This window comes from Isoptericola sp. AK164, assembly GCF_029643425.1.
Classification (GTDB): domain Bacteria; phylum Actinomycetota; class Actinomycetes; order Actinomycetales; family Cellulomonadaceae; genus Isoptericola; species Isoptericola haloaureus.
Map to the genome: position 1 here is coordinate 2,068,703 of NZ_CP119106.1, position 15,921 is coordinate 2,084,623.

13 protein-coding genes are annotated in these 15,921 nt (G+C 73.3%); 6 read left to right on the plus strand and 7 right to left on the minus strand.

All coding sequences use genetic code 11. The annotated features are described in order from the left end of the window. Window positions 1-236 precede the first annotated feature (236 nt). Window positions 237-2,018, plus strand: a complete 1,782-nt coding sequence (gene sucB, locus PO879_RS09635; protein WP_278234688.1) for a 2-oxoglutarate dehydrogenase, E2 component, dihydrolipoamide succinyltransferase — start codon at window positions 237-239, stop codon at window positions 2,016-2,018. An 89-nt stretch (window positions 2,019-2,107) separates the two neighbouring features. Here the strand turns inward: sucB and PO879_RS09640 are convergent, their stop codons facing one another. The 3 genes from PO879_RS09640 to PO879_RS09650 all read right to left on the minus strand — a co-directional run bounded on the left by PO879_RS09640 (window position 2,108) and on the right by PO879_RS09650 (window position 6,963). Next, window positions 2,108-3,457: a hypothetical protein gene (locus PO879_RS09640; protein WP_278234689.1), complete on the minus strand. Its 1,350-nt coding sequence runs from the start codon at window positions 3,455-3,457 to the stop codon at window positions 2,108-2,110. 108 nt (window positions 3,458-3,565) lie between these two features. Next, window positions 3,566-4,606 carry a Gfo/Idh/MocA family oxidoreductase gene (locus PO879_RS09645; RefSeq protein WP_278234690.1) on the minus strand — a complete coding sequence of 347 codons (1,041 nt, stop codon included), beginning with the start codon at window positions 4,604-4,606 and terminating at the stop codon, window positions 3,566-3,568. Further along, a complete protein-coding gene (locus PO879_RS09650) occupies window positions 4,603-6,963 on the minus strand; it encodes an MMPL family transporter (protein ID WP_278234691.1) in 2,361 nt (786 codons plus the stop codon). The genes PO879_RS09645 and PO879_RS09650 overlap by 4 nt, the downstream gene beginning before the upstream one ends. A 78-nt stretch (window positions 6,964-7,041) precedes the next feature. Here PO879_RS09650 and PO879_RS09655 point away from each other — a divergent pair, with 78 nt between their 5' ends. The 4 genes from PO879_RS09655 to PO879_RS09670 are packed head-to-tail and all read left to right on the plus strand — an operon-like array spanning window position 7,042 to window position 10,001. Further along, the gene (locus PO879_RS09655; protein ID WP_278234692.1) at window positions 7,042-7,491 is read left to right on the plus strand and encodes a MarR family winged helix-turn-helix transcriptional regulator; all 450 of its coding nucleotides are present in this window, start codon (window positions 7,042-7,044) and stop codon (window positions 7,489-7,491) included. A gap of 10 nt (window positions 7,492-7,501) precedes the next feature. Further along, complete coding sequence (gene lipB, locus PO879_RS09660) at window positions 7,502-8,218, plus strand: lipoyl(octanoyl) transferase LipB (protein WP_278234693.1); 717 nt, start codon at window positions 7,502-7,504, stop codon at window positions 8,216-8,218. Between the two features lie 26 nt (window positions 8,219-8,244). Next, window positions 8,245-9,255 carry a lipoyl synthase gene (gene lipA / locus PO879_RS09665; protein WP_278234694.1) on the plus strand — a complete coding sequence of 337 codons (1,011 nt, stop codon included), beginning with the start codon at window positions 8,245-8,247 and terminating at the stop codon, window positions 9,253-9,255. An 11-nt stretch (window positions 9,256-9,266) separates the two neighbouring features. Continuing rightward, entirely contained in the window at window positions 9,267-10,001 is a 735-nt protein-coding gene (locus PO879_RS09670; protein WP_278234695.1) for a DUF4191 domain-containing protein, read from the plus strand. 36 nt (window positions 10,002-10,037) lie between these two features. On the opposite strand, the gene PO879_RS16285 is transcribed toward PO879_RS09670, so the two are convergent. After that, window positions 10,038-10,316: an RDD family protein gene (locus PO879_RS16285; protein ID WP_347568626.1), complete on the minus strand. Its 279-nt coding sequence runs from the start codon at window positions 10,314-10,316 to the stop codon at window positions 10,038-10,040. 302 nt (window positions 10,317-10,618) lie between these two features. Between PO879_RS16285 and glnA the strand changes: the two genes are divergently transcribed. Continuing rightward, entirely contained in the window at window positions 10,619-12,043 is a 1,425-nt protein-coding gene (glnA, locus tag PO879_RS09680) for a type I glutamate--ammonia ligase (protein ID WP_278234697.1), read from the plus strand. A 194-nt stretch (window positions 12,044-12,237) separates the two neighbouring features. Here the strand turns inward: glnA and PO879_RS09685 are convergent, their stop codons facing one another. From PO879_RS09685 to PO879_RS09695, 3 genes are read right to left on the minus strand one after another with little or no spacing between them, the layout of a single operon-like run. Continuing rightward, complete coding sequence (locus PO879_RS09685) at window positions 12,238-13,413, minus strand: bifunctional 2-methylcitrate synthase/citrate synthase (protein WP_278234698.1); 1,176 nt, start codon at window positions 13,411-13,413, stop codon at window positions 12,238-12,240. Between the two features lie 37 nt (window positions 13,414-13,450). Next, window positions 13,451-14,938, minus strand: coding sequence for a cytochrome b/b6 domain-containing protein (locus PO879_RS09690; RefSeq protein WP_278234699.1), 1,488 nt, complete (start codon window positions 14,936-14,938; stop codon window positions 13,451-13,453). Beyond that, window positions 14,935-15,915: an electron transfer flavoprotein subunit alpha/FixB family protein gene (locus PO879_RS09695; RefSeq protein ID WP_278237503.1), complete on the minus strand. Its 981-nt coding sequence runs from the start codon at window positions 15,913-15,915 to the stop codon at window positions 14,935-14,937. The genes PO879_RS09690 and PO879_RS09695 overlap by 4 nt, the downstream gene beginning before the upstream one ends. Window positions 15,916-15,921: the final 6 nt, after the last annotated feature.

Sequence of the window (15,921 nt, forward strand, 5' to 3'; positions counted from 1 at the left end):
CGCGCTCTTTTCACGACGTCCGTGCTGCCGACGCCAGCAAAACGTCTCCGTGTGCCGACGATGTACCCAGTGTCACAGTTCTGCGGCACCCCCCGATTGGGGGGCGGACCCAGGTAGTGACAAGATGGCACGCAGTGACCCAGGAACGCGGCTACCGGACAGGAGGCGGTCGAGCCTCCGGCCGACCGGCTCCGGCGCCTCGCTCGACCCACTGATCGAAGGAGACTCCACAGGTCATGTCTGAGAACGTGCAGCTGCCGGCACTCGGCGAGTCCGTCACCGAAGGTACCGTCACGCGGTGGCTGAAGTCCGTCGGTGACACCGTCGAGGTCGACGAGCCCTTGCTCGAGGTCTCCACCGACAAGGTCGACACCGAGGTCCCCTCCCCCGTCGCCGGCGTCGTCGAGCAGATCCTGGCCGAGGAGGACGAGACCGTCGAGGTCGGCGCCGTGCTCGCCGTCATCGGCGACGGTTCCGGCTCCGGCTCCTCCGACGGCGGCTCGCAGGAGGCGCCCGCCGAGGAGTCCGCCGCCGAGTCCGCCCCCGCCGAGGAGTCTCCCGCGGAGTCCGCGCCGGCCCAGGAGCCCGCGGCCGAGTCCGCCCCGGCCGCCGAGGAGTCGGCGCCGCAGCCGTCCGCCGGCGGCGGTGACGGCACCGAGGTGACCCTGCCCGCGCTGGGCGAGTCGGTCACCGAGGGCACCGTGACGCGGTGGCTCAAGGAGGTCGGCGACAGCATCGAGGTCGACGAGCCCCTGCTCGAGGTCTCCACCGACAAGGTCGACACCGAGGTCCCCTCCCCCGTGGCGGGCACGGTGCAGGAGATCAAGGTCGCCGAGGACGAGACCGTCGAGGTCGGCGCCGTGCTCGCGATCGTCGGTTCGGGCGCCGCCCCCGCCGCCGAGAAGCCGGCCGAGAAGAGCGAGCCCGCGCCCGCTCCCCCGGCCGAGAAGCCCGCCGAGAAGTCCGAGCCGGCCCCCGAGCCGAAGGCCGAGAAGCCCGCCGAGTCGCCGGCGCCGGCCGAGTCGCCCGCCCCGACGAAGTCCCCGGAGCCGGCTCCCGCGGCGGAGAAGCCCGCGGGCGGCCGCAGCTCGTACCTGACGCCGCTGGTGCGCAAGCTCGCCGCGGAGAAGGGCGTCGACGTCTCGACCGTCGAGGGCACCGGTGTCGGCGGACGCGTCCGCAAGGAGGACGTCCTGGCCGCGGCCGAGAAGGCCGCCGCTCCGGCCGCCGAGCCCGCGCCCGCGTCCGCACCGTCGTCGGCCCCGAAGAAGCCGACCGTCCCCGAGGTCTCGCCGCTGCGCGGCACCACGGAGAAGATGTCGCGCCTGCGCAAGGTCGTGGCCGAGCGCATGCACGAGGCGCTGCACACGCAGGCCCAGCTCACCACCGCGGTCGAGGTCGACGTCACCAAGGTCTCGAAGCTGCGCCAGCGGGCGAAGGCCGACTTCAAGGCGCGCGAGGGCGCGAACCTCACGTTCCTGCCCTTCTACACCCAGGCCGCCGTCGAGGCGCTCAAGGCCTTCCCGAAGGTCAACGCGTCGATCGACACCGACAAGGGCGAGATCACCTACCACTCCTCGGAGAACGTCGGCATCGCCGTGGACACCGAGCGTGGCCTCGTCGTGCCGGTGATCAAGAACGCCGGTGACCTGAACCTGGCCGGCATCGCCCGTCAGATCGGTGACCTCGCGACCCGCACCCGCGACAACAAGATCGGGCCGGACGACCTCAGCGGCGCCACGTTCACGATCACGAACACCGGCTCCGGCGGTGCCGTGTGGGACACCCCGATCGTCCCGGTGGGCCAGGTCGCGATCCTGGGCACGGGCACCATCACGAAGAAGCCCGTGGTCGTCACCACCCCGGACGGCGAGGAGACCATCGCGATCCGTCAGATGGCGATGCTGTTCCTGTCCTACGACCACCGCCTGGTCGACGGCGCCGACGCCGCCCGCTTCCTCACCGCGGTGAAGAACCGCATCGAGGAGGGCGCGTTCGAGTCCGAGGTCGGTCTCTGACCCGCTGACCGCACCCACGACAGGGGCGAGAACCGTGAGGTTCTCGCCCCTGTCGTCGTCCCGGGCGGTGCTGCCGCGGCGGCCCAGCCTCACACGACGTCGGTGACCCGCCACCCGTCGGCGGTCCAGGCGAGCCGGACCGTGTCGGTGCGGGGCGTGCCGGCCGGCACGGTGGTGGCCGCACCGTCGCCGTCGACCTGGGTGTGCTCCTCGACGACGTAGCGCACCACGACCTCGGCGGTGCCGGTCGCCGGTTCGGCGGCCAGCCGCGCCGACAGCACCGTCACCTCGGCCCCGACGAGCCGGGTCCCCGACGCCGCCGCACGCTCGACCAGCGCCGTGTCCGCGCCGTGGGCGTCCGAGCCGGGCAGCGCCACCTCCGCCACGGCGTGCTCGCCCGTCAGCAGGCCGGCACGGCGCCGGGTCAGCTCGGCCGCCGCACCGGCCGGGTCGTCGCGGTCGGTCGTCGTCGCACCCTCCACGGCCCCCGGACCTGCGGCGGGCTCGGGACCTGCCGAGGACGCCGTGGCCGGCGACGACGCCGCCACCGGGATCGACGGTTGGCCCGTGGACCCCTGCCCGGCCGTCAGCGCCAGCCCCCCGGCCACCAGCACGCCCAGGGAGACCAGGACGCCGGCTCCCGCCAGCACCGGCCGCCACGGCGAGACCGGAGGCCGGGCCGTCGTCCGCCGGGCCCGCCGCTCGGCCCGTGACGGAACGCGGCCGCCGGCGCCGGGCGGATCGACCGGGCCCGCTGCTCGTCGCGCCCGCCGATGCCGTGGCTCCGAGCCCACCGCGTCCACCTCGCCACCGGGCCGTTGCCGGTGCGCACCCAGCGCCGCGGCGGCGAGCGCCGCCGGCTCGGGCAGCCGGACCGGTTCCGGGCTCGCGGTCTCGTGGACGCGAGCGGCGAGGGTGCCCGCCTCGGGACGCACCCGCGGGTCGTCCGCGAGCGCCGGGGCCAGCACGGCGCGCAGCGCGGTCGCGGCGTCCGAGGGGTCGTGGCCGCGCAGGGTCTCCACGAGTCGGGCCAGGGCGTGCACGTCCGCGCTCTCCGTGGTGTGCGCGGGGTCCGCCGGCGGGGTCAGGCGCGGCCTCAGCAGGGCCCGGCCGGTGAGGTCGACGAGGACGTCGGCGACGTCGAGCCCGCCGTGCACGACGCCCGCGCTGTGCAGCGTGGCGAGCCCCTGGGCGAGGTCGGCGGCGAGTCCCGCCGCCTCGGGCCCGTCGCAGCGCCCGCGCACGGCGAGCACGGTGGCGAGGTCCGTCGCGGACGTCGAGCCGCGCGGCACGACGAGCGCTCCGTCCGGGCGTGCCACGGCAGCTCCGACGGGTTCCACCCGGGCGGCGTCGATCGTGGCCAGCCGTCGCAGCCGGTCCAGGAGCGCGTCGCGGGCGGTCGCGTCGGAGGGGACGGTGAGCACGGTGTCGGTCTGCACGCGACCATGCAACACCGCGGGCCCGGGGTCCTGCAGGCGTCGTCCACAGGCCCGGCGGGGGTGGGCCGGGCGGTCGGTGCGGCGCAGGCGAGGCGGGCGGTGCCGTCCTCAGAGCTCGACGCGGCGTCCCTGACGGGCAGCCACGCGGGCCGCGTCGAGGACCTCGGCGGTACGCACGGCGTCGGCCGGGTCGACGGGCGCGGGCTCCTCGCCGTCCAGCCAGGGGCCGAGGGCCCGGTAGAAGTCGGCGTGGCCGCCCGCCGCGGCGGGGACGGGCCGCCGCTCGCGCCCGCGCGTGAACCATCCGTGCGTGCCGGCCGGGGCGTCGTCGTCGAACCGCTCGAGCGGCGAGGCGTCCTGCTCGAAGGTGGTCACGAGGTAGGCGCCGTCGGTGCCGAGCACGCGGGTGCGCGGCCCGGGCGCGGCGACGACGGAGCCGGCCCACAGCCGCGAGGTGACGGCGTGCGGGCTGGCGGCCAGCCCGCCCCCCGCCTCGTGCGTCAGGACGAGGAAGACGTCGTCCTCGGTCGGCGTGGTCAGGGCCCGCAGCTGGGCCCACACGCCGGTCACCCGGCCGAAGAGCCGGGTGGCGGAGTCCACGAGGTGCGGTCCGAGGTCGAGCAGGAGACCGCCGCCGTCGGGGTCGTTCTCCTTCCACCGCTTGCGCGGTACGGGCCGCCAGCGCTCCCAGTGCCGTTCGAAGGTGTGCACGTCGCCCAGCTCTCCGCGCCCCAGGAGCGCGGAGAGCGTGAGCTGCTCCGGGTCCCAGCGCCGGTTCTGGAACACCGTGAAGGGGGTGCCGGTCGCGTCCGCCTCGGCGACCACGGCGCGCGCCTCGTGGGCGTCGACGCCGATCGGCTTGTCCAGGACGAACGGGACGCCCGCCCGGGCCAGCGCCGCGGCCTGGGCGGCGTGGAGCTGGGTGGGGCTGGCGACCACGACGACGTCGTAGGTCGAGCGCGCGGCCAGCAGGGCGTCCAGGTCGTCGTACAGCCGGGCGCCGGGCCAGTCGCCCGCGGCCTGGGTGCGGCGACCCTGGTCGCGGGTGACGACACCGGTGACGGGGAGACCGGCCTCCCGTGCGAGGGCGGCGTGGATCCCCCGGCCGGCTCCCCCGTACCCGATGATGGCGACGCGTGGCGTGATCATGTGCCCATGGTGCCCGACCCCTGCTCGACCGCCACCGGGCGACGCGCCAGGTGGGACGGCCACCACGTGCGGTCGCCGATGTCGTGGACCAGCGCCGGCACCAGCAGGCTGCGGACCACGAGGGTGTCGATCAGCACGCCGAAGGAGACGATGAAGGCGAGCTGGGCGAGGAACGCCAGCGGGATGACGCCGAGGGCCGCGAACGTCGCCGCGAGCACGACACCGGCCGAGGTGATGACCGATCCCGTGACCGCGAGCCCGCGCAGCACCCCCGGCCGCGTCCCGATCTTCAGGCTCTCCTCCCGCACGCGGGTCATGAGGAAGATCGAGTAGTCGACGCCGAGCGCGACGAGGAACGCGAACGCGTACAGCGGCACGCTGGGGTCGGTCGCCGGGAAGTCGAAGACGGTGTTGAACAGGATCGCCGAGACGCCGAGGGCGAAGCCGAACGACAGCACGTTCGCCCCCATGAGGAGCGCGGCGGCCAGCACCGAGCGCAGCAGCAGCATGAGGATCAGCAGGATGACCACCAGCACGACGGGCACGATGACCTGCAGGTCACGCTGGCCGGCGAGCTGGGTGTCCAGGCGTTCGGCGGCGGCGCCGCCGACGAGGGCGTCGGGCGAGACGTCCTGCAGCGAGTCCCGCAGGGCCGACACGGCCTCGGTGGCCTCCTGGCTGTCGGAGGGCGCGTCGGTGACGACGTCCACCCGGACCAGGCCGTCCACCACGAGCGGGTCGCCGCCGGCCGGCGCCCCGGGCGCCGGGGCCGGCTGGTCGGTCACCGGGGCGGCCTCGGAGACCCCCGCGGTGCCTTCGGCGGCCTCCACGACGGCGTCCAGGTCGCCCTCGGGGACGATGACGGTGGCCGGCTGGGTGGACACGCCCTCGAAGTGCGCGGTGAGGACCTCCTCGCCGTCGACGGAGTCGACCTGGGTGAGGAACACGTCGGAGTCGCCCGTCCCGCCGGCGTTCAGCGTGGGCACGAAGGCGGCACCGGCGAGGAGCACGATCGCGGTGACGATCCAGACGGGCCGGTCGTGGCGACCGACGAAGCCGGCCACGCGGGACCACAGGCCGTGCCCGGCCACGGCCGGGGCGTCGTCCGTCGCGCCCGCGGCGCTGTGGCGGCCGTGGCGCGGCGCGGCGCCGTGCGTGGCGTCCTGCTCGGCGTCGTGCTCGGCGGACGTGCCGGCGTCGGACGCCGTCGCGCCCTCGGCGGTGGCCGGCACCCGGGGGATCCGGGGCCAGAACACCCAGCGGGCACGCTTCCCGCCGACGAGCAGCAGCGCCGGCAGCAGGGTCAGCGCGGACAGGAACGCCGCGACGATGCCGATGGCGGCGACGGGCCCGAGGCTGCGGTTGGACGACAGGTCGGACAGCAGCAGGCAGAGCAGGCCGGCGATGACGGTGACCGCGCTGGCCGTGATGGGTTCGAACGACGCCCGGACGGCGCGGCGCAGGGCGGTGTAGGGCGACGACAGCCGCCCCAGCTCCTCGCGGTACCTGGCCACGACGAGCAGGGAGTAGTCCACGGACGCGCCGACCACGAGGATCGACAGGATGCCCTGGGACTGGCCGTTGAGGGTCAGCACGTCGTTCGCCGCCAGCTGGTAGACGGCGAGCCCGGCGAGGGACAGCGCGAGCACGGAGGTGAAGATGACCACGAACGGCAGGAACGGCGAGCGGTAGACCAGGGCGAGGATGACGAGGACGGCGCCGAGGGCGACGAGGAGCAGCACGGTGTCGATGGCGCCGAACGCGTTGGTGAGGTCGGCGACGAAGCCGGCCGGTCCGGTGACCCACGCCTCGAGCCCGGTGTCGGCCAGACCGCCGTCGCCAGCACCCTGCTCGGCGAGGTCGCGCAGCGCCGTGACGGCGGCCTCGGTCACGCTGGACTCCTTCTCGCCGACGACCTCGTCGGCGAGCGAGGCGTCGAGGGAGACCAGCACCAGCGCCGCCTCGCCGTCCTCGGACGGGATGACCACCGGGTCGGCGACGCTGGCCTCGCCCACCGTGGCGGGCTCGTCGCCGGTGGCTCCCTCGAGCGGCGCGTCCGGCACCGCCTCGGCGTACGCCTGCACGTCCGCGAGCTGCTCGGGGGTCAGGGTGGCACCGTCACCGGCCTCGGCCACGAGCAGGGCGGGCAGGGTCGTGTCGTCGGTGAACTCCGCGGCGAGCTCGGCCGCCCGGGTCGACTCGGCGCTCTCGGGCAGGAACGCGGCGGAGTCGTTCTCCTGGACGCTGCTCAGGTTGCCCTGGGCCTGGCCACCGAACGCCCCGATGGCGAGCCAGACGCCGATCGCTGCCAGAATGACCAGACCGCGGGCGATACCCGCCCACCTTTTACTCAGCATGCTTAGTATGATGGAGAACCCGAGGACGGAACGCAAGTGATGACACCGCAGAGCCGATCCGGCACGGAACCGGACCCGATGAGCGAGGACCCGCGCCAGTGGCCCACGGGGCGCCTCCTCTTCTCGGTCGCGCGCCGGATCGAGCAGGACTGGAACGCGCACCTGGCGACCTGGGACCTCAACCACGCCGGGCACCCCGCGCTCCTGCACCTGATGGGCGGACCGCTCACCCAGCGCGAGATCGCCGCCCGCAACGGGGTCACCGAGCAGACCATGAGCCGCATCGTGGCTCGTCTCGAGCGCTCCGGCTACGTGACGCGGGACGACGACCCGCGCGACCGCCGTCGTCGCGCCGTCACCATCACCGACCTCGGCCGGCGCGTCGCGCTGGAGGCGGCGCAGTTCCAGCCCGCCGAGGACCTCACCGCGCGCGGCCTCGACGAGGACCAGGTCGAGGCCCTGCGCGAGCTCCTCGTGGCGATGGTGCGCGCCCAGCGCGCGGAGCCCCGCAGCCCCGCCGAGCAGTAGGCTGCCGGACATGGACGTCGTCTCCCTGCCGGGCCCGGTCGACTACCACGAGGCCTGGGACCTGCAGCGCCGCACGCACGCCGCCGTGCACGCGGGCCAGGACGCCGGACGCCTCTTCCTGCTCGAGCACGCCTCGGTGTACACGGCCGGGCGACGGACCCGCCGGGCCGAGTACCCCACCGACGGCACCGCGGTCGTGGACGTCGACCGCGGCGGCAAGATCACCTGGCACGGGCCCGGCCAGCTCGTCGCCTACCCGATCGTCCCCCTGCGCTCCCCCGTCGACGTCGTCGCCTACGTCCGCACGCTCGAGGCCGCCGTCATGGACGTCTGCCGCGGGCTGGGGCTCGAGCCGGTCCGCGTCGAGGGCCGGTCCGGGGTGTGGTTCGCGGCCGACGAGGGCGCCGAGGGGCCGGACGGCGGCGCCCCGCGCCGGGCCCGCAAGGTCTGCGCGATCGGCGCCCGCGTGGCCCGCGGCGTGACGATGCACGGCCTGGCCCTGAACTGCGACCCGGACCTGACCGCGTTCGACGCCATCGTGCCCTGCGGCATCGACGACGCCGACGTCACCTCGCTGACGGCCGAGACCGGACGGCACATCACGGTCGACGACGTCCGGGACGCCCTGACCGAGGCCCTGGTCGGGCACCTGACACCCCTGGTGACCCACCTCACGCCCACGCAGCAAGACGTCGCGCCGGGGACGCGCGACGCCGTCGTAGGCTGACAGACGTCGACGAAGGGAACGACGCCGTGACCATCGCACCCGAGGGCCGCCGCCTGCTGCGCGTCGAGGCCCGCAACGCCGAGACCCCCATCGAGAAGAAGCCCGAGTGGATCAAGACCCGCGCGGTCATGGGCCCGGAGTACAAGGAGCTCAAGGGCCTGGTCAAGGGCGGTGGGCTGCACACCGTCTGCGAGGAGGCAGGCTGTCCGAACATCTTCGAGTGCTGGGAGGACCGCGAGGCGACCTTCCTCATCGGCGGTGACCAGTGCACCCGCCGGTGCGACTTCTGCCAGATCGACACCGGCAAGCCGGCCGACTTCGACGCCGACGAGCCGCGGCGCGTCGCCGAGTCGGTCCAGCAGATGGGCCTGAAGTACTCCACGGTCACGGGCGTCGCCCGCGACGACCTGGCCGACGGCGGCGCCTGGCTCTACGCCGAGACCGTCCGGCAGATCCACGCGCTTAACCCGGGCACCGGCGTCGAGCTGCTCATCCCGGACTTCAACGCGATCCCCGAGCTGCTCGACGCGGTCAACGAGTCGCGCCCCGAGGTGATGGCGCACAACGTCGAGACCGTGCCGCGCATCTTCAAGAAGATCCGCCCCGCCTTCCGCTACGAGCGGTCGCTGTCGGTGCTGACCCGTGCGCGCGAGGCCGGCCTGGTGACCAAGTCGAACCTCATCCTCGGGATGGGCGAGACGATCGAGGAGGTCAAGTCCGCGCTGGACGACCTGCAGTCGGCCGGGTGCGACCTCATCACGATCACCCAGTACCTGCGCCCGTCCGTGCGCCACCACCCCGTGGAGCGCTGGGTGCGCCCCGAGGAGTTCGTCGAGCTGAGCGAGTACGCCGAGGAGATCGGGTTCCTCGGCGTCATGGCCGGCCCCCTGGTGCGGTCCTCGTACCGCGCCGGACGCCTGTGGGGCCAGGCCATGACCAAGCGCGGCCAGGCCGTCCCGGAGGCCCTCGCACACCTGACCGAACCCACGACCGCACGCCAGGAGGCGGCGAGCCTCGTCGCTCCCCGCGCCCAGTAGACTGGACCACCATGGCCCGCACGAAGTCCGACGCCGGCGAGCCCGCCGACGCGTCCACGAAGAAGCAGAAGAAGCCCAAGAAGCAGCGCTGGTACCACCAGGTGTGGTCCGCGTACCAGATGACCAGGCGCCAGGACCCCATGGTCACCTGGATCATGCTGGCGGTCTTCCTCGGCGTCCTCGCCGTCGCGCTGCTCATCGGCGCCCTGACCGGCAACGTGATCTACGCCTCGATCATCGGTCTGCCGTTCGCCCTGCTCGCCGCGATGTTCGTCCTGACGCGCAAGGCCGAGCGGGCGGCGTACACCCAGATCGCCGGCCAGCCGGGCGCCGTGCGCGCCGCCCTGGGCACCGTCCGCGGCGGCTGGAACTTCGACGACGAGCCGGTGGCGGTCAACCGCCACCAGGACCTCGTCTTCCGCGGCGTGGGACGCCCCGGCGTCGTGCTGGTCTCCGAGGGCCCCGCGCACCGCGTGCAGCGGATGCTGGCCGACGAGCGCAAGCGCACCACGCGCATCCTGCCCAACGTCCCGGTCGCCACGATCCAGGTCGGCGACGAGGAGGGCCAGGTGCCGCTGCCCAAGGTCGCCCGCAAGGTCCAGCGCATGAAGAAGCAGCTCACGCGGGCCGAGGCCGGCGAGGTCGGCAAGCGCCTCAAGGCGCTCGGCGGGGTCCGCCTGCCGGTGCCCAAGGGCGTCGACCCCATGAACGCCCGGCCCGACCGCAAGGGGATGCGCGGGCGCTGAGCCCCGGACCGAACCACCCGCAGGCGGCCGGGACCGTCATCGACGCACGATGACGGCCCCGGCCGCCTTGTCGTGCAGGCCGCGGCCGTCGGCGTCCCACACCACGGCGGGGATCACCAGGCAGAGCAGCACGGCACGGATCGCGCCGGCACCGAAGCCGACCAGGTGCGGGCCCGCGGTGTGCAGCCGGCGCACCCGCAGGCCGAGCAGTCGGTGGCCGAGAGTGGTCCCGACGGTGCTGACCAGGATCAGGTTCATCGCGAAGAACAGCCCGAGCGTGGCCCCGGCGTCGTAGGAGAAGAACGCGTAGCTCATGCCGCTCACGGCCGCCCAGTCCACGACGAGGGCGACGACACGACGTCCGAGCGGCGCCGGCGACCCCGGCCCCGAGCTCGGCAGACCGAGCCGGTCGGTGCCCGGTGTCTCATCTGGTGGAACGTTCTGTCCGGAGAGCCAGGACCCGAAATCGTCGCGTGACGGCATGAAATCACCCTACGTCGGCCACCAGGTCGCGTACGTAACGCGGACGAAACACTCGCGCTATGCAAGGGTAATCCCACGGCTCTAGCGTCAAGGGCGCCGAGCCACCTGGCACCGTCTCATCAAGGAGCGCATGCATGTTCACCAATGCCGAGGAGGCAATCGCCTTCACCCGCAACGAGGGGGTGGAGTTCATCGACGTCCGGTTCATCGACCTGCCGGGCGTCATGCAGCACTTCAACATCCCCGTGGCGCAGTTCGACGAGGACTCGTTCACCGACGGCCTCATGTTCGACGGCTCCTCGATCCGCGGGTTCCAGGCGATCCACGAGTCGGACATGAAGCTCGTCCCGGACGTGAAGACCGCCTTCATCGACCCGTTCCGCAAGCGCAAGACGCTCGTGATGAACTTCTCGATCGTCGACCCGTTCACGGACGAGCCCTACGCCCGTGACCCGCGCAACATCGCGGCCAAGGCCGAGGCCTACCTCGCCTCCACCGGTCTCGCGGACACCGCGTTCTTCGCGCCCGAGGCCGAGTTCTACATCTTCGACTCCGCTCGCTTCGAGACCAACTCGCAGCGGAGCTTCTACGAGATCGACTCCGTCGAGGCCGCCTGGAACACGGGCCGCGACGAAGAGGGCGGGAACCTCAGCTACAAGACCCGCTACAAGGGTGGCTACTTCCCCACCTCCCCCAGCGACCGCTTCGCGGATCTGCGCGACGACATGGTCGCGACCCTGGGCCAGGTGGGCCTGGACGTCGAGCGTGCGCACCACGAGGTGGGCACCGCCGGCCAGCAGGAGGTCAACTACAAGTTCAACACCCTGCTGCACGCCGCCGACGACCTGATGAAGTTCAAGTACGTCATCAAGAACGTCGGCTTCAACGCCGGCAAGTCGGTGACGTTCATGCCGAAGCCGATCTTCGGTGACAACGGCTCGGGCATGCACTCCCACCAGTCGCTGTGGCTGAACGGCGAGCCGCTGTTCTACGACGAGAAGGGCTACGGCGGCCTGTCCGACATGGCCCGCTGGTACATCGGCGGTCTGCTCAAGCACGCCCCGTCGCTGCTGGCCTTCACCAACCCGTCGGTGAACTCGTTCCACCGCCTGGTCCCCGGCTTCGAGGCCCCGGTCAACCTGGTCTACTCGGCCCGTAACCGCTCGGCCTGCATCCGCATCCCGGTCACCGGCTCCTCGCCGAAGGCCAAGCGCGTCGAGTTCCGCGTGCCGGACCCGTCGTCGAACCCGTACCTCGCGTTCTCCGCGATGCTGCTCGCCGGCATCGACGGCATCAAGAACCGCATCGAGCCGCCGGCCCCGGTCGACAAGGACCTCTACGAGCTCCCGCCGGAGGAGCACGCGGAGATCGCCCAGGTCCCGAGCTCGCTCGAGGGCGCGATCAACAACCTCGAGGCGGACCACGAGTTCCTCACCCAGGGCGACGTCTTCTCCGAGGACCTCATCGCCACCTGGGTCGACTACAAGCGCACCAACGAGATCGACCCGATCCGTCTGCGCCCGCACCCGCACGAGTTCGAGCTCTACTACGACATCTGAGTTCGTCACGATGTCGTCGACCAGCACGACATCTGATCGGTAGCGCTCCGCCGTGAGCTCGTCGAAGGCCCCGGAACCCCTGAGGGTTCCGGGGCCTTCCGCGTCGGCGCACGCCCGGCAGGATGCCCTGTGGCCGCCCCCCTCCCAGGCGGGAGGAGGGCGGCCACGGGAGCCGGGGCTCTCGTCGACGAGTCCTACCCGGCCTGCTCCTCGCTCCGGGTCGCCGCGGCCACCGCCGCCGCGTCCGGGACGTAGCCGGCGACGTGCCGCTCGCCCACGCCGTCGTAGGCGCTGAGCGGACGGATCAGGGCGTTGTCGGCGTACTGCTCCTGGACGTGCGCGGTCCAGCCGGCGATGCGCGAGGCCACGAAGATCGGCGTGAAGAGCTCGGTGTCGAAGCCGATGAGGTGGTAGGCGGGGCCGGAGGGATAGTCGAGGTTCGGGTAGATCCCCTTGCGCTCGACGAACTCCGTCTCGAGGGCCGTGGCGAGCTCCGCGAGATCGGGCCGGTCGTCGTGCGCGACGAGTGAGTCAAGCGCCGCCTGCATCGTGGGCACCCGGGAGTCGCCGCGCTTGTACACGCGGTGCCCGAATCCCATGATCTTGCGCTTGTCCGCGAGCGCGGTGTCGAGCCACGGCACGACGTTCGCTGCGGTGCCGATCTCGTCGAAGGTATGCATCACGGCCTCGTTCGCCCCGCCGTGCAGCGACCCCTTGAGGGCGCCCACGGCCGCCACGATCGCGCTGTGGTAGTCGGACAGCGTCGAGGCGACCACCCGGGCGGTGAAGGTCGAGGCGTTGAACGAGTGCTCCGCGTAGAGCGTCATCGACACGTCGAAGGCCTGGCGCACGACCTCGTCGGGTTCGTCGCCGAAAGTCATCCACAGGAAGTTCGCGGCGTAGCCCAGGTCGTCCCGGGGCGGGACCGGGGCCAGCCCCCGACGCCGTCGCTGGACGTGGGCCACGACGGCAGGGAGCTTCGCGTAGAGCACGAGCGCCTTGCGCAGCACCGTCTCGGGGTCCTGGTCGGCGACGTCGGGGTCGTCAGCACCGATGACGCTGACGGCGGTGCGCACCACGTCCATCGGGTGGGCGGTCCGCGACAGCCCGTCGATGACGTCCGTCAGGTGCGCGTCCAGCGCTCGGTGCTTCCGCTCGGCCGCCCGGAAGCGGTCGAGCTCCTCGGCGGTGGGCAGGTCGCCGTACCAGAGCAGGTGCACGACCTCCTCGAACGAGGTGGTCGCCGCGAGCTCCTGCACCGGGTACCCCCGGTAGAGCAGCGAGTTGCTCTCGACGTTGACGTGGGAGACGGCGGTGCGGTCGACCGTGACACCGGCCAGACCCTTCCTGATCTCGACGGTCTCGCTCATGATCACTCCTTCGTGACTGCGGGTGGTCGGACGGGGCTCAGCGCCGGCTGACGGTGCCGAACCGGCGGGCGACGGGCGCGAGGAGGACGGGGCGCAGCGCGGACGCGGCCGCCACGATCACGACGAGCGAGGCCACGAGCATCCAGAAGCCGAACCAGCTCACCTCGTCGCGTCCGCCGTACATGTGGTTGAGGTTGCGCAGCGCACCGGTCGAGAGCACGAGGGCCACGTGGACGACCGTGAACGCGACGAAGTAGAGCATCACCGGGAAGTGGAGACGGCGGGCCGTCGCGACGGGGAGCACCCGGTCCCACCGGCTGCCCTCGCGCCACGCGGAGCTCATCCGCACCCCGCTGGCGATCGCCAGCGGCGCCGCGACGAACACGGTGGTGAAGTAGGCCAGCTGCTGCAGGCTGTTGTAGTGGACCCAGCCGTTGTCGGTGGGCCAGCTCAGCGAGAGGTACTGGAGTCCCGCGGAGAGCGCGTTCGGGACCACGCTCCAGTCGGTCGGCACGATGCGCACCCACTGCCCGGTCGCGAAGAGCAGGACCAGGTAGAGCGCGCCGTTGGCGATCCAGAAGACGTCCAGCGCCTGGTGGGCCCAGGACATGATGCTGACGCGGGAGGTCGGCGCGGACCGTGGGGCCCAGTACGCCTCGGGGCGCTGCTGGCGCCGCACCATCCAGCCGGTGCGCACGATCATCACCAGCAGGAACACGTTGAAGAAGTGCTGCCACGAGAGCCAGGCGGGGATCCCCACCGGCGACCCCTCGGGCAGGGGGTAGTCGCCGGGGTACGTCGCCAGGAAGCGCTGCACCGGCTCGAGGTCGACCAGCCACCGCGCCACCAGGACGGCGACACCGACCAGCACGACCGCCACGGCGACCAGAGCCAGAGCACGGGCCGCGCGGCGCGGCAGTCGCGGGCCGGTCCTGGCGGAGGGCTCGTCACCGCCGACCGTGCCCGGCTGCTGCCGTGCGACGGGGACGTCGTCCCCCGCCCCGACCGGAGTCGGCACCGGTTCCGGCCCCGCCTCGGGCTCGGGCACCGGTTCCGGCCCCGCCTCGGGCTCGGGCACCGGTTCCGGCCCCGCCTCGGGCTCGGGCTCCGGCTCGGGCTCGGGCACCGGTTCCGGCCCCGCCTCGGGCTCGGGCTCCGGCTCGGGCTCGGGCTCCGGCTCGGGCGGTCGGTACGCCCAGGCCGGCGCCGTCCCCGCCGGCGGCCACGGCTCTCCCCCGGCCACGCGCGGCAGGCCGCGGCGCAGCGGGACACCGTCGGCGACCGGCTGCGCAGGACCCTGGGCAGACCCACCGGACGCGGCTGCCGGCCGGGCGGACGTCGCGCCGCCCGTGCCCGCGGCCGAGGCCTCCGGCTCAGCGACGCCCTCCTCCGGGCGCTCGATCGTCCCGGTGGCCACGGACGCCTCCGGCGCGGCCACGACGCCCGCCGTCCCGGGCGCCTCGCCGGCCGGCGGCCACGGCGGCCCGCCCGGACGACGCGGCAGCCCTCGCCGCAGCGCGGTCATGCGCCCCTCCGCTCCTCGAGCGCGGCCACGAGCTGCGGCACGACCTCGAACACGTCACCGACCACCCCGAAGTCCGCGATCTCGAACAGGGGCGCGTCGGCGTCGTTGTTGACGACGACGATGGTCTGGGCGGTCTGCATCCCGGCACGGTGCTGGATCGCGCCCGAGATGCCCAGGGCGACGTAGAGGCGCGGTGACACGGACACGCCCGTCTGCCCCACCTGGGCCGACGCCGGGGCGTACCCGTTGTCCACCGCGACGCGCGAGGCGCCGACGGCGGCACCGAGCGCGTCGGCAAGGCGCTCGACCAGCTCGAAACCCTCCGCCGAGCCCAGTCCCCGACCGCCGGACACGACCTTCTCGGCCCCGCGCAGCTCGGGTCGTTCCGAGGTGACCTCGACCGGCTCGACCGCCACGATCTCGGCACCGGGCAGGCCCGAGTCCTCGACCTCGATCTCCTCGACGGCGGCGTCGTCGACGGCCGGTGCCCGGTCGTCGATCTCGCCGGGCCGGACGGTGATGACCGGCGCGCCGAACGTCGGTGCGGCGTCGACCAGGTAGGTCCCGCCGTAGACCGAGTGGTGGGAGACGATCCCCTCGTCGTCGCGGGAGACCCGCACGGCGTCGACCGCGAGCGCCGACCGGGTCCGGACCGCGTAGCGGGCGGCCACCTCGCGCCCCTCCACGGAGTGCGCGGCGAGCACCGCCGCCGGGCGGACGTGCCGTGCCGCCGCCGCGAGGGCGTCCACCTGGGGGACACCCAGCGTCTTGGCCGGCGTGGAGACGGTCAGCACCCGCCGCGCCCCCAGCGCGCCGGCCGCGGCGGCCTCGGTCTCGGCACCGGGTCCCACGAGCAGCGCGACGGGCGTGCCGATCGTGGCGGCCGCCCCGAGCAGCTCGGCGGACGACGCCGCCGGTGCACCGTCGGGCGTGCGGTCGAGGAGCACCAGGATCGGTGCGTCGTGGACGTCGGTCATCGTGGT